This is a genomic window from Streptomyces sp. NPDC051364, assembly GCF_040682115.1.
In the GTDB taxonomy this organism is placed as follows: Bacteria; Actinomycetota; Actinomycetes; order Streptomycetales; family Streptomycetaceae; genus Streptomyces.
In genome coordinates this window covers 142,319-155,551 of sequence record NZ_JBFBAH010000002.1, presented here as the reverse complement: position 1 = coordinate 155,551, position 13,233 = coordinate 142,319, and the positions used below count along the sequence as shown (strand labels likewise).

Sequence of the window (13,233 nt, the reverse complement as noted above, 5' to 3'; positions counted from 1 at the left end):
GCCTAAAGAGGGCATAAAGCCCACACTGTGATGAAACTGCCCGCCCGTTCCCGCGGAGGGACTCAGCCCTCGGAGGCTTCGGCGTAGGCCTGGGAGAGCTCGGGGGATCCGGTCATCGCCCAGGACACCCCCCACTCCACCACGTTCAGCTCGCGGCCCGAGGCCAGGCGGATCACCGGCTGGCCGTTGGGCCACACCTGCCAGGCGGAGCCCAGCTTGGTCCGGATGATCACGGTCCCGAGGTAGAGGCCCGCGTCGTTGCCGAGCCAGGGCACGACCACCGGGTCCCGGCGCCAGCGGGGCATCAGCTGGTCGAGCGCCTCCAACGAGGCCGGGCTCTCGTCGAGTTCCAGCCCGGCCGCCCGCGCGTGGACGCGCAGCATCTCGCATTCCGAGAACAACTCGTTGATGCCCTCGGGGTCGTCCGCGAGGGTGGCGGCGAGTCCCGCACCCCGTTCCGTTTCGTGCCGGTTCAGCCAGTTGTCCAGGAAGGGGATGTTCATACCGCCCAGCCTGGCACCAGGATCCCGCGCTGGCCACAGGGCGCGCGGGATCCGTCCACGGCGCGCCCTGTGGCCGCGTCAGGCGTCCAGCGCCAGGTCCACGACCACCGGGGCGTGGTCCGAGGCGCCCTTGCCCTTGCGCTCCTCGCGGTCGACGTAGGCATCGGTGACGGCCTTGGTGAAGGGCTCGTTCCCGTAGACCAGGTCGATGCGCATGCCGCGGTTCTTGGGGAAGGCGAGCTGGCGGTAGTCCCAGTACGTGTACGGGCGGTCGTACTTGAGCGGGCGCGGCAGCACGTCGGCGAGCCCCGCGGCACGCAGTGCCTCCAGGGCGGCGCGCTCGGCGGGGGTCACGTGGGTCAGGCCCGCGAAGACCGCCGGGTCGTACACGTCCTCGTCGGTGGGGGCCACGTTGTAGTCGCCGAGCACGGCGAACGGGCGCGGGCCGGCCGCGTCTTCGGCGACGGCGGAGGTCAGCGCGCGGAACCAGTCCAGCTTGTAGCCGTAGTGGTCGTGCTCGACCTCGCGGCCGTTCGGCACGTACACCGACCACAGGCGCACCCCGCCGCAGGTGGCGGAGATCGCCCGGGGCTCCTCGACGCCCTCGTAGTCGGGGCCGCCGGGCAGGCCCCGGACCACGTCCTCCAGGCCGACCTTGGAGATCAGGGCCACCCCGTTCCACCGGCCGGTGGCGTTGACGGCCGCCTCGTAGCCCAGCTCGCGCAGCTGCTCGTGCGGGAACTGCTCCGCGGAGCACTTGGTCTCCTGGATGCACACGACATCCGTGCCGGAGCTCTCCAGCCAGGCCAGCAGGCGCGGCAGCCGGGCGGTGATCGAGTTGACGTTGAACGTGGCGATACGCATGCCGTCCAACCTACCGCCCGGCTCCGACAGTCACAGTTCCGCGGCCTCCCCGGCGGCGAGCCGCCCGTGGTGGGTGCCGCCGAGGGCGGCCAGGGCGTGGTCGTAGATCGGCCGGGCGATGTCCGAGAGGTAGGCGTCGTGGATGTCGATGGCCCGGCGCGGCTTGACCTCGCGCAGGTAGTCGATCACTTCGGAGACCTTGTTCCAGGGCGCGTGCACCGGCAGCATCAGGGTGTCCACGGGCACCTCGGGCACGGTCAGCGCGTCACCGGGGTGGAAGAGCGAACCCTCCACCAGGTAGCCGACATTGGTGACCTGCGGGATGTCCGGGTGGACCACGGCGTGCAGCTCGCCGTGCACCTGGACCTGGAACCCGGCGGCACTGAAGGCGTCCCCGTGGCCGACGGTGTGCACGCGGCCCGGATAGGCCGGGGCCAGCCGCTCCGCGACGCTGCGCAGCGTCCACAGCGCGGCGGCCGGGTTCGCGTCGAGGGCGGCCCGCAGCCGGCCCTCGTCGAAGTGGTCGGGGTGCTCGTGCGTGACGAGCAGGGCGTCCGCCCCGAGCCCTGCGTCGGGCTCGCTGAAGGCGCCCGGGTCGATGACGAGCACGCGCCCGTCCTTCTCCAGTTGGATACAGGAATGCAGCCGCTTGGTGAGCTTCATGATCCCAGGCTAGCGGCGGGACGACGCGGTCAGGGCGGTACTACAGGGCTGCCGGGGCTGCCGCTAAGGGGTCGCCGTGGACACCACGTAGACCCGGGGCTTCTCCGGGTCCGTGAGGTCGACCGTGACGTCCCGGGTCGGGCGCGGGTTCGGCTGCTCCAGGGTGGTGCCGTACCAGGAGTTCTGCGGGCCCCAGCTCCAGCCCGCGACCGCGGCGTCGTGCGCCCCGACGGAGACCTCGCGGGTCATCTCCGCCCGGCTGGTGCCGACCTCGGCGAGGAAGGAGTCCAGGTCGGCGGGGGTGACCGCGAACTGCACGTACAGCCGGCTGGTGCGCCAGTTGTTGGTTTCGAGGAACCCGACCCGCCAGGCCTTCGGCGGGATCGGCACCTCGTAGATGCTGCGCTGCACCCTGGACGGCCAGCCGGGGCGCACCTTGGTCGCGCCGACCTTGGCGGCCTTGTCGCGGCCGCTCTCGCGGCTCTGCTGGGCTGACACGGCGAGGTAGCCGGCGGGCACGCCGACCAGCAGCAGGATGATGATCGCCGTGATCCAGCGGCGCCGGACGACGTGCTTGCGGTCCTCCGCCGGGAGCCGCGTGCCGCCCTCCTCGGGGGCGGGCGCCTGGCGGGGCAGGGTGGGCGGTGTCACTGCGTGTCCCCGTCCGTGAGGTCCGCGGTCGTGGGGTCCGCGGTCGTGGGGTCTGCGGCCTTGGCCTCGGCGGCCTTGGGGTCCGCGGCCTTGCGGTCCGCGGTGGCCGGGGAGTCGATCAGGCCCCACTGCGCGTAGCGCTCGTACCTCTCGACGCGCCGGCGCGTGGCGCGGCGGAAGCGGCGGGCGACGAGCCGGGCCAGGTCGGCGGCGCCGACCATGCCGGCCTCGGGGCCGAGCTGGGCCTTGGCGATGCGGGCCTCGGGGCGGTAGCCACGGCCGGTGAGGTGGCGCCGGAAGGCGTCCCGGGCGGGGCCGATCAGCAGGTCGTCGGCGGCGCTGACGCCGCCGCCGATGACGAAGCAGGAGGGGTCGAGGGCGGCGGCGAGGTTGGCGATGCCGACGCCGAGCCACTGGCCGATGTCCTCGAGGAGCTCGATGCACATGGCGTCGCCCTCGCGGGCCAGCTCGGTGATGAGCGGCCCGGTGATCTCCGAGACGTTGCCGCCGACCCTGGCGATGATGTCGTGCGCGACCGGGGAGTCGGCGGCGGCCAGCTCGCGGGCCTCGCGGACCAGAGCGTTTCCGGAGCTGTACTGCTCCCAGCAGCCGCGGTTTCCGCACGGGCAGCGGTGGCCGCCGGGGACGACCTGCATGTGGCCGAACTCGCCGGCGACCCCGAAGCGGCCGCGCTTGACCTGGCCGCCCTCGAGGATCGCGCCGCCGATGCCGGTGCCGAGGGTGATCATGACGAGGTGGTCCTCGCCGCGCCCGGCGCCGAAGCGCCACTCGGCCCAGGCGGCGGTGTTGGCATCGTTGTCCACCATGACCGGGACCACGAGCCGGGACTGCAGCGCGTCGCGCAGCGGCTCGTCGCGCCAGGCCAGGTGGGGTGCGAACAGCACGCGGGAGCGGTCGGCGTCGACCCAGCCGGCCGCGCCGATGCCCACGGCGTGGACGTCGTGCCGGTCGGACAGGTCGAGGACCAGCTCGACGATGGTGTCCTCGACGACCTTGGGGCTCTTGGACTTGTCGGGGGTCTCGGCGCGGATCTTCTCCAGGATGATCCCGTCGGCGTCGACGACGCCGGCCATCACCTTGGTGCCGCCGATGTCGATGCCGACGGTCGGGACGCGCGGGGCGGTCAGGTGCGACCGGCGCTCACGGGTCCCGATGGTCCGCAGGACGGTGCCTCGCGCGGACCCCCGGTGGGTGAGCGTGAAGTCCCGGTACGTGCTCATCGAGTCGTGTCGTCCCTCAGGGTGCGGTGGTGCCGGACGCCGGATCGGCTGCTCCGGACGGGTGGTCCGGTCCTGATTCTGCCACCCGCTCCAGTTCGTGGCTCAGCTCGTCCAGCTCGGAGCCGCCCGCCATCTGCCGGGTGAGCTCGTCCAGGGTGATCGAGTCGCGGGTGTGGCTGCCGGCCATGGTGCCGCGCTTGAGCAGCACGAACCGGTCCCCGACCAGGTAGGCGTGGTGCGGGTTGTGCGTGATGAGGACCACGCCGAGACCGGCGTCGCGGGCTGCGGCGACGTACTTGAGGACCACGCCGGACTGCTTCACGCCGAGGGCGGCAGTGGGCTCGTCGAGTACGAGGACCTTCGCGCCGAAGTGGACGGCGCGGGCGATGGCCACGCACTGCCGCTCACCGCCGGACAGGGTGCCGATCGGCTGGTCGACGTCGCGTAGGTCGATGCCCATGCGCAGCAGCTCGGCGCGGGTGGTCTCGCGCATGAACTCCACGTCGAGGCGGCGGAAGGGGCCGCGGCCCTTGGTGGGCTCGGAGCCTAGGAAGAAGTTCCGCCAGACGGGCATGAGCGGGACGACGGCCAGGTCCTGGTAGACGGTGGCGATGCCGTGGTCGAGGGCGGCGCGCGGGTTGGCGAGCGCGGTCTCCTCGCCCTCGATCTCGAAGCGGCCGGCGTCGTGCCGGTGCAGCCCCGCGATGATCTTGATGAGGGTGGACTTGCCGGCGCCGTTGTCGCCGAGGACACAGGTGATCTCGCCGGCGTGCACCTCCAGGGAGACCCCCTGGAGGGCCCGGATGTTGCCGTAGTACTTGCTGACGTCGGTCATTTTCACGAGCGCCGGCGCGGAGGACTTCTCGTACGGGGTCGCGGACACGGTCTCGGTCATCACTTCGCCTCCGCCCGCTTGCGGACCCATGCGTTGAGCAGCGTCGCCAGCAGGAGCATCGCGCCGAGGAAGAACTTGAACCAGTCCGGGTTCCACTGTGCGTAGACGATGCCGTTGCTGGTCATGCCGAAGATGAAGGCGCCGACGGCCGAGCCGATGGCGGAGCCGTAGCCGCCGGTCATCAGGCAGCCGCCGATGACGGCCGCGATGATGTACAGGAACTCGTTGCCCACGCCCTCGCCCGACTGGACCACGTCGAACGAGAAGAGGATGTGCTGCCCGGAGATCCAGGCGCACAGGGCGACGCCCATGTAGAGGCCGATACGGGTCTTGACGACCGGGACGCCGGTCGCGCGGGCCGCGTCCGCCCCGCCGCCGACCGCGAAGATCCAGTTGCCGGCTCGGGTGCGCAGCAGGATCCAGGTGGCGACGGCGACCAGGGCCAGCCACCACAGGATGGTGACCTTGAGCGTGACCGAGCCGACATTCCACTGCGAGGCGAAGAGCGCGCGGGCGGAGTCGAAGCCCTCCATGTCGGCGATGGTCTTCGTCGAGACGGAGCCGCTGATCAACTTGGTGAAGCCGAGGTTCAGGCCGGTCAGCATCAGGAAGGTGCCGAGCGTGATGATGAAGCTGGGCAGCTTGGTGCGGGTCAGCATCAACCCGTTGAAGAAGCCGATGGCCAGGGTGACCAGCAGGGACACCCCGACGCCCACCCACACGTTCGCGGTCATCTGGTAGCTGACCATCGAGCTGACCAGCGCCGAGGTGGTGACCGTGACGCCGGCGGAGAGGTCGAACTCGCCGCCGATCATCAGCAGGGCCACCGGGCAGGCCATGATCCCGATGGTGGAGGCCGAGTACAGGATCGTGCTCAGGCTGGAGGCCTGCAGGAAGCTGGGCGCGGCGATCGAGAAGAAGACGAAGACGGCGGCGGCGCCGACGACCGCGCCGAGCTCGGGGCGGCCGAGCAGCTTGCGGACCAGGGAGGTGGGGGCGAGCCGTTCGTCGACGGCCGTTGCCGTGCTCATCGGCTGCCCCGCTTGATGAACTCCTCCAGCTTGCCGGCCTCGTCGGCCGTCACGATCTGCGGGCCGGTCAGCACGGGGCCGCCGCCGCCGAGCACGTTCGCGTTGTAGCGGTACAGCCAGAGCAGGTCGATGGCCTCGTAGCCCTGGAGGTAGGGCTGCTGGTCGACGGCGAAGCCGAGGGCGCCGGACTTGAGGTCGCGGGCCACGGACGCGTTGAGGTCGAAGGTGTCGACCTCGGCCTTGCTGCCCGCCGCGTCCTTCGCCTTGACCGCCGTCGGGGCGAAGGGGGCACCGAGGGTGACGATCGCGTCGACCGACGGGTCGGCCTGGAGCTTCGCCTGGATGGCCGCCTGGACGGAGGGCATGTTGGTGCCCTCGACGTACAGGTTCTCCATCGTCCCGCCGAAGGTCTTCTTCGCCCCGGCGCAGCGCTGCTCGTGGCCGACGTTGCCCTGCTCGTGCAGGACGCAGACGGCCTTCTTCTTGCCCCGCTTGGTCAGCTCGGTGCCGACCGCCTCGCCGGCGATCTGCTCGTCCTGGCCGATGTGGGTGAGGGCGCCGTACGCGGCGGACTGCGCGGATCCCGAGTTGACCGTGATCACCGGGATGCCGGCCTTGACGGCCTTGCCGATGACGTCCTTGAGCGCCTCGGGCTTGGCCAGGCTCACCACGATCCCGTCGACCTTCTGGTCGATGGCGTTCTGTACGAACTGGGCCTGCTGCTGTGCCTGGTCGTCGTGGGCGTAGACGAAGTTGATGTTGTCCTTCGCCGCGGCCTCCTTGGCGCCCTTCTGGACGATGTCCCAGAAGGTGTCACCGTCGCCCGCGTGGGTGACCATCGCGAAGGTCCAGCGCGGGGTGGACACGGCGGGCCGGCCCGCCTGGGCGGCCTTCGCCCGGTCCTCGGCACGCTTGCCGCCGGTACTGCTGCAGCCCACGAGGGAGGCTCCCAGTACCGTCGCGAGCACGGCGCCCACGACGCGTACCCCTGTCCGAACCCTAGCCACGTCTGCGTGCCCTTCCCTCGTCCTGCATGCTGCTGATGTCAAAGCGGTCATTCCGGTTCCAGCCGCTCAGTATCCGCCACAGTGGACCATGTGCGGTCATCGGGGCCTTCGAGGTCATCTGGGCCATCCGGGTACTGTCGGGCAGATTGACAGCCACCTCCGACGGGGTCACTTTGAGTGCATGCGCATCGGGGTGATCGGAACGGGCCGGATCGGCTCCTTCCACGCGGCGGCACTGGCCCGCCACCCGGACGCCGGCTCGCTGCTGCTCGCCGACGCCGATCCCGCGCGTGCGGCGCGCATCGCCGACCGGCTGGGGGCGACCGCCGCGCCCTCCGTGGAGCAGGTCTTCACGTGGGGTGTGGACGCCGTGGTCGTCGCCTGCGCCACCGACGGGCACGCGGAGCTGGTCCTGCGGGCGATCCGCGGCGGACTCCCGGTGTTCTGCGAGAAGCCCCTGGCCACCGACCTTGCCCGGACGCTGGCCGTACTGCGCGAGGTCACCGCCGCGGACGGGGTGCTCCAGCTGGGCTTCATGCGCCGCTTCGACGCGGGCTGCCGCACCGCGCGCGAGCTGGTGCGCTCCGGAGCCCTGGGCCGGCTGCACACCGTGCGGACGATGACCGCCGATCCGGCGCCGCCGCCCGCCGCCTACCTGGCGACCTCCGGAGGCCTGTACCGGGACTGCATGGTGCACGACTTCGACATGGTCCGCTGGGTGACCGGGCACGAGGTGACGGAGGTCTACGCGACCGGCTCCGACGCGGGTCCGGCGATGTTCCGGGAGGTCGGCGACGTGGACACCGCGGTCGCCCTCCTCACCCTGGACGACGGGACCCTGGCCACCTGTACGGGCACCCGGTGCAACGGTGCCGGGTACGACGTGCGGATGGAACTGGCCGGGGAGCTCGACCAGGTTTCCTCCGGGCTGGACGACCGTACGCCGATCGCCTCGACCGAACCGCAGGGCCCGCCCCCGGCGAGCAAACCGTGGACGGGGTTCCTGGAGCGGTTCGCCCCCGCGTACGAGGCGGAGCTGGCGGCCTTCGTCCGGCTGGTGCGCGGCGACGGCCCCAACCCGTGCGACGGCCGGGAGGCGCTGGCCGCGCTGCGGATCGCGGAGGCCTGCGAGCTGTCGCGCCGGGAGCGCCGCCCGGTCCGGATGGCGGAGCTCCCGGACCTGTAGGGGCCCCGGGGACGGCTGCGGTACGGGATCGGCCACGGGCGGCGGCTACCAGCGCACCGGCAGTCGGGTCACGCCCCGGATCAGGCTGCCCCCGATGTACGTCGGCGCCTCCCCGGCGGGGTCCTCGGCCAGGTCCGGGAAGCGCTCCAGCAGCCCGCGGATCGCGATGCGGCCCTCCATCCGGGCCAGCGGGGCGCCGATGCAGAAGTGCAGTCCGTGCCCGAAGGCGAGGTGGCCCTGCGGGGCGCGCCGGATGTCGAACGTGTCGGGCGCCTCGTACCGCACGGGGTCGCGGTCCGCGCCGGCCAGCGAGACGAGGACGGTGGCTCCGGCCGGGACGGCGGTGCCGCCTATCTCCATGTCCTCGCGGGCGTAGCGGTAGGTGGTGTTCTGCACCGGGCCGTCGTAGCGGAGCATCTCCTCGATCGCGCCGTCGAGCAGGCCGTCGGGGTCGGTGCGCAGGGCGGCCAGCTGGTCCGGGTGGGCCAGCAGGGCGCGCGTGCCGTTGGAGATGAGGTTGACGGTGGTCTCGTGTCCGGCGATCAGCAGCAGGAAGGCCATGCCGATCAGCTCGTCGGGCGACAGCGCGTCGCCGTCCTCGTCGCGGGTCCGGATGAGGGCGCTGAGCAGGTCCTCGCCGGGGTCCTTGGCTTTGGCCTCGACGAGCTCCGCGAGGTAGTCGCCGAGCTTCTGGTGCGCGGTGGTGCTCGGGGTGGCGGAGGTGGGCGCGAGGACCTCCTTGGACCAGTGGCTGAAGCGCTCGCGGTCCAGGTCGGGGACGCCGAGGAGTTCGCCGATGACGGTCATGGGCAGCGGGAAGGCCAGGGCCTTGATCAGGTCGGCGGTGCGCTGCGGGCGGCCGGCCATCGCGTCGAGCAGGTCGTCGGTGATCTGCTGGACGCGGGGGCGCATCGCCTGCACCCGGCGGGCGGTGAACTCGCGGGCGACCAGGCGGCGCAGCCGGGTGTGGTGCGGCGGGTCGGCCTCCAGCATGTTGCTGTTGGCGGGGGTGGTCGCAATGCCCGGCAGGACTGCGCTGCTGATCCAGTTCTTCGAAAGACCCGGGTGGTTGAGGGCGTGGCGGGCCTCTTCGTAGCCGACGACCAGGAAGGTCGGCGCGTACTCGGCGGCCGTGACCTCGACCTGGTGCACCGGTCCCGCCGCGCGCAGCCGGGCGTAGAAGGAGTAGGGGTCTGCGTGGAAGTCTGCGTCGTTCACGCTGATGTCCGGTTGTGGCATGCGGTCACATTAATGTGACCGCTCGGTGCTGGGACCATCGATTTCCGGTCATGCGCCCGAGATCGGACGACATCCGAGGTCATCCGGCCACGGCGCGGCGGCCCCAGGCCGTGCCGCCGAGGACGAGAGCGGCGCCCACGAGGCCGGCCGGGCCGAGGTGTTCGCCGCCGATGGCGATGCCGGCCGCGGCCGCCCACAGGGGTTCGGTGCCGAGCAGCAGGCTGACCCGGGAGGGCGAGGAGCGGCGTACGGCCCACATCTGCACGAAGAAGGCGAAGAGGGTGCAGAAGACGGAGAGGAAGGCGAGCCCCGCCCACTCGGCGGCCCCGAAGCCGGCGGCGGCCGCCCAGGGGCTGTCGCCGGTGCCGGGCACGGCGGCCAGTACGGCGAAGACGAGAACGGCGCCGCCGAACTGAACGGTGGTCAGCGACAGCGAGTCGGCGTCCTGGACGGCCTTGATCCGGGCCATCAGCAGGACGTGCAGGGTCCGGGCGAGCGCCGCGCCGAGAATGAGCAGGTCGCCGGTGCCGGGGACGGTGAACCCGGCGCCCTGGGTGAGCAGGACGACGCCGGCGAGGGAGGCCACAGCTCCCGCGAGGAAGGCGCCCGACGGGGCCTTGCGCCGTACGGCGGCCTCGGCGAGCGGGGTGAAGATCATGGTCAGGCTGATGATCAGCCCGGCGTTCGTGGCGGACGTGTGCACGACCCCGTAGGTCTCCAGCAGGAAGATCCCGCCGAGTACGAGCCCCAGCAGGCCCGCGCCGCGCACCTGCCCGGCGGTGAGCGCCCGCAGCCGCTGCCACCCGGCGACGGCGAGCACGGGCAGTACGAGCGCGAAGCGCAGGACGAGGACGGCGATCACGGTGTGGCCCGTGGTGATGCCCTTGGCGGCGAGATAGCTGCCGCCCCAGACGACGGCGACGGCGAGGACGGGCAGATCGGCGAGCCAGGCCCGGCGGGGGGCGGCAGCGCGTGCAAGGAGGGCGGACGAGCTCACCAGGGACTCTCCATCGGCGTGAAGCGGGTGGAGACTTCGGCGGCTCCCTCGGGCGCGGCTCACCGTACCGGAGCCGATCATGGCGGTCGAGCGGTTTCACCCGGGCCCGCCCGGCCCGCCCGGGACCCGTACGCCGGGCCCCGGTCGGCGTCGGCGTCGACGGGGATCAGCCGAAGGTACCGAAGGTGGGCCGGCCCGTCGGGCGGTACGTGAGGATGGCGGCGCCGTTCGGCGTCGTGCGCGAGGCGGCCAGCTCATAGGCCGTGGGCAGCCCGCCCGTCGGGAACAGCCGCCGTCCGGCGCCCAGGGAGACGGGGTACACCTCCAGGTTCAGCTCGTCCACGAGGTCCCGCGCCAGCAGCCACTGGGCCAACTGCCCGCTGCCGTGCACCTGGAGCTCCCGGTGCCCCTCCAGCCCGTCCTTGATCCGCATGATCTCGCTCTGGAGCTGCTCCCCGTCGATGATGGTGGTCCCCGCCCAGGCCGGTTCCTTGAGGGTGGTCGAGGCCACGTACTTCGGCAGGCCGTTCAGCCTGCTCGCGATCGGGTCGGTGGGGTCGGTCCTCTTCGGCCAGTAGTCGGCGAAGATCTCGTACGTCCGGCGCCCGAGCAGGAAGGCCGCGGCCCGGTCGAACAGCTCGGTGGTGAACGCCCCCACGCCCTCGTCGTAGAACGGCGTCAGCCAGCCGCCGTACTCGAACCCGCCGCTGGGGTCCTCCTCCGGCCCGCCGGGGGCCTGCATCACTCCGTCGAGGGTCACGAAGGTGGTGAGGGTCAGCTTGCCCATGGCTCTGCACTCCTTGCGTCCGGTGTCTCCTGCACGGGTTTCCCCTGCACGGGTTCAGACTCCCGGCAGCCCCGGAACTCATCGGCGCGGCGCGCGCGAACGCGAGGTCCGATTCCCGCCAGCGCCCGCTCCCCTCCCCCTATTTCATTGAACTCGCAACGACCTATCGGGCAGCGAGAACGAGGGAGAAGGACCATGAGCAGCAACGACACGGCGGTGGCACTGGTGACCGGCGGCAGCCGCGGCATCGGGGCGGCCACCGCCCTGCGGCTGGCGCAGGACGGCATCGACGTCGCGCTCACCTACGTCAGCGGCGCGGAGGCCGCGGCGGAGGTCGTGGGCAAGATCGAGGCGCTCGGCCGCCGCGCCCTGGCGGTCCGGGCCGACGTGGGCGACCCGGCGCAGGCGGTCGCCGCGGTGGAGCAGACCGTACGGGGCCTGGGGCGGCTCGACGCACTCGTGAACAACGCGGGCATCGGCGTACTCGGGCCGCTGGACGCCCTGACCCTGGCCGAGGTGGACCGGGTACTGGCGGTCAACGTGCGCGGCGTGTTCCTGACCACCCAGGCCGCGGCCGCACGGATGGGCTCCGGCGGCCGGATCGTCACCATCGGCAGCTGCATGGCCGCGCGGGTCCCCGGCCCGGGCGGCACCCTGTACGCGATGAGCAAGGCCGCGCTGACCGGCCTGAACAAGGCGCTGGCGCGGGAGCTCGGCGGGCGCGGCATCACCGCGAACCTCGTGCACCCGGGCCCGGTGGACACCGACATGAACCCGGCGGACGGCCCCCACGCCGCCGCGCAGAGTGCACTGACCACCCTCGGGCGCTTCGGCACCGCGCAGGAGGTGGCGGCCATGGTGTCCTTCCTCGCCGGTCCGGACGCCGCCTATGTGACGGGCGCCGAGTTCGCGGTGGACGGCGGCCACGCGGCGTAACACCTACGGGGATACGCCGACGGGGCGCACCGCTGCTGCGGTGCGCCCCGTCGGGCCGTGCGGGCCCCGGGGGTGTCGGCCCCCGGGGCAGTCACGAGGAACCGGCCGGCGTCAGCCGCCCAGCTCCTGGTGGCGGGCGGTCAGCGCGGCCGCGCCGGCCTCCGTCAGCGAGCCGTACAGGCGCAGACGGGAGAAGCCGCCGTCCGGGAAGATGTCGATCCGGACGTGGCTGCCGACCGCCGGGGTGTCCAGTACGAAGCGGTGGTTGGTGTCGGGCTGCAGGCGGGTGCGCGGCAGGAACTCCGTCCACTCGCCCTCCTCGCCGGACTTGACGGACAGCGAGGCCCAGCCGGCCGAGTTGCCCTTGAGGTAGGCGGTGTCGATCTCGACGGCGCGGATCTCGGAGTCGGCCACCAGCTGGTAGCGGATCCAGTCGTTGCCGTTGTCGCGGCGGCGGGCGGTCTCCCAGCCGTCGTCCATCTTGCGGGAGCGGCCCGGGTTGATGGTGTTGGTCGGCGGGGAGTAGAAGCGGTTGGAGGCGTCCTGGACGGAGCCGCCGTTCTCCAGGGCCGCCACGTCGAAGGAGCCGAGCGCGTCGAGCCACTTCGGGTCGGGCAGGACCTCGCCGTAGACGCGCAGGCGGGCGATGCCGCCGTCGGGGTGCTGGTTGACGCGCAGGTGCGTGAAGCGCTGTACGACGTCCACTTCGAAGCCGTTGGCCGCGTGGCCGCCGACCGGGGTGCGGGCGACGATGGTCGTCCACTTCACGTCGTCGCCCTGGAGCTCCTCCGGGGTCGGCGCGAGGGCGCCCGCCCAGTTGGTGGCCTCGATGGAGACGGCCTGCGGCATGTTGCCGCGGAAGTGGGCGGTGTCGACGACGATGCCGCGGATGACGCCGGGGGCGCCCAGGCGTACGAGCGCCCAGTCGTGGTCCTCGGGGGTCGGCCAGGGCTGGGTGGCGCGGACGCCACGGCGGCGGCGGGTCTCCCAGCCGTCCATGACCTTGCCCTTGTGGCCGAAATCCTCGGGGTCGAAGTGCGCGGCCTCGGAGATCAGCAGGTTCTCGCGCTGGGCGAAGAACTCGTCGTTCGCGGCGATGACACCGGCGCCCAGCTCACGGGCGGCGAGGTTCGCGTACTGGGTGAAGGGGAAGTCCGCGGTGCGGTAGTCCGCGTACGGGTCGCCACCTCCGTACGGGTTCGCGTTGCCGGTGAAGGAAGGGATCGCCGTCAC

The 13,233-nt window shown here is 72.1% G+C and carries 14 protein-coding genes; 2 read left to right on the top strand and 12 right to left on the bottom strand.

The annotated features are described in order from the left end of the window. Nucleotides 1–62: 62 nt before the first annotated feature. From AB0M76_RS04605 to AB0M76_RS04570, 8 genes are all read right to left on the bottom strand, one after another. Nucleotides 63–503, bottom strand: a complete 441-nt coding sequence (locus tag AB0M76_RS04605; protein WP_327361233.1) for a DUF6278 family protein — start codon at nucleotides 501–503, stop codon at nucleotides 63–65. Nucleotides 504–581: 78 nt separating this feature from the next. After that, entirely contained in the window at nucleotides 582–1,367 is a 786-nt protein-coding gene (locus tag AB0M76_RS04600) for an exodeoxyribonuclease III (RefSeq protein WP_365951510.1), read from the bottom strand. A 30-nt stretch (nucleotides 1,368–1,397) separates the two neighbouring features. Continuing rightward, nucleotides 1,398–2,030 carry an MBL fold metallo-hydrolase gene (locus AB0M76_RS04595; RefSeq protein WP_365951509.1) on the bottom strand — a complete coding sequence of 211 codons (633 nt, stop codon included), beginning with the start codon at nucleotides 2,028–2,030 and terminating at the stop codon, nucleotides 1,398–1,400. Nucleotides 2,031–2,093: 63 nt separating this feature from the next. After that, nucleotides 2,094–2,681 (bottom strand): hypothetical protein, encoded by a 588-nt coding sequence (locus AB0M76_RS04590; protein WP_365951508.1) that lies wholly within the window; start codon nucleotides 2,679–2,681, stop codon nucleotides 2,094–2,096. Beyond that, nucleotides 2,678–3,922 (bottom strand): ROK family glucokinase, encoded by a 1,245-nt coding sequence (locus AB0M76_RS04585; RefSeq protein ID WP_365951507.1) that lies wholly within the window; start codon nucleotides 3,920–3,922, stop codon nucleotides 2,678–2,680. The genes AB0M76_RS04590 and AB0M76_RS04585 overlap by 4 nt, the downstream gene beginning before the upstream one ends. Nucleotides 3,923–3,938: 16 nt before the next feature. Beyond that, on the bottom strand, nucleotides 3,939–4,817 hold the full coding sequence (locus AB0M76_RS04580; RefSeq protein WP_365951506.1) for an ATP-binding cassette domain-containing protein: 879 nt from the start codon (nucleotides 4,815–4,817) through the stop codon (nucleotides 3,939–3,941). Next, entirely contained in the window at nucleotides 4,817–5,848 is a 1,032-nt protein-coding gene (locus AB0M76_RS04575) for an ABC transporter permease (protein WP_365951505.1), read from the bottom strand. The genes AB0M76_RS04580 and AB0M76_RS04575 overlap by 1 nt, the downstream gene beginning before the upstream one ends. Further along, a complete protein-coding gene (locus AB0M76_RS04570) occupies nucleotides 5,845–6,825 on the bottom strand; it encodes a sugar ABC transporter substrate-binding protein (RefSeq protein ID WP_365951504.1) in 981 nt (326 codons plus the stop codon). Before AB0M76_RS04570 ends, AB0M76_RS04575 begins: the two co-directional genes overlap by 4 nt. 211 nt (nucleotides 6,826–7,036) lie before the next feature. On the opposite strand from AB0M76_RS04570, the gene AB0M76_RS04565 reads away from it, so the two are divergent. Beyond that, complete coding sequence (locus AB0M76_RS04565; RefSeq protein WP_365951503.1) at nucleotides 7,037–8,041, top strand: Gfo/Idh/MocA family oxidoreductase; 1,005 nt, start codon at nucleotides 7,037–7,039, stop codon at nucleotides 8,039–8,041. 45 nt (nucleotides 8,042–8,086) lie between these two features. Here the strand turns inward: AB0M76_RS04565 and AB0M76_RS04560 are convergent, their stop codons facing one another. The 3 genes from AB0M76_RS04560 to AB0M76_RS04550 all read right to left on the bottom strand — a co-directional run bounded on the left by AB0M76_RS04560 (nucleotide 8,087) and on the right by AB0M76_RS04550 (nucleotide 11,064). Beyond that, a complete protein-coding gene (locus AB0M76_RS04560; RefSeq protein ID WP_365951502.1) occupies nucleotides 8,087–9,280 on the bottom strand; it encodes a cytochrome P450 in 1,194 nt (397 codons plus the stop codon). 79 nt (nucleotides 9,281–9,359) lie between these two features. Then, on the bottom strand, nucleotides 9,360–10,277 hold the full coding sequence (locus AB0M76_RS04555) for a DMT family transporter (protein ID WP_365951501.1): 918 nt from the start codon (nucleotides 10,275–10,277) through the stop codon (nucleotides 9,360–9,362). Nucleotides 10,278–10,443: 166 nt separating this feature from the next. Further along, nucleotides 10,444–11,064 carry a dihydrofolate reductase family protein gene (locus AB0M76_RS04550; protein ID WP_365951500.1) on the bottom strand — a complete coding sequence of 207 codons (621 nt, stop codon included), beginning with the start codon at nucleotides 11,062–11,064 and terminating at the stop codon, nucleotides 10,444–10,446. Nucleotides 11,065–11,259: 195 nt separating this feature from the next. On the opposite strand from AB0M76_RS04550, the gene AB0M76_RS04545 reads away from it, so the two are divergent. After that, nucleotides 11,260–12,000 (top strand): SDR family oxidoreductase, encoded by a 741-nt coding sequence (locus AB0M76_RS04545; protein WP_365951499.1) that lies wholly within the window; start codon nucleotides 11,260–11,262, stop codon nucleotides 11,998–12,000. A gap of 111 nt (nucleotides 12,001–12,111) precedes the next feature. Here AB0M76_RS04545 and alc read toward each other — a convergent pair whose 3' ends face one another. Next, nucleotides 12,112–13,233 carry an allantoicase gene (alc, locus tag AB0M76_RS04540; protein WP_365951498.1) on the bottom strand — a complete coding sequence of 374 codons (1,122 nt, stop codon included), beginning with the start codon at nucleotides 13,231–13,233 and terminating at the stop codon, nucleotides 12,112–12,114.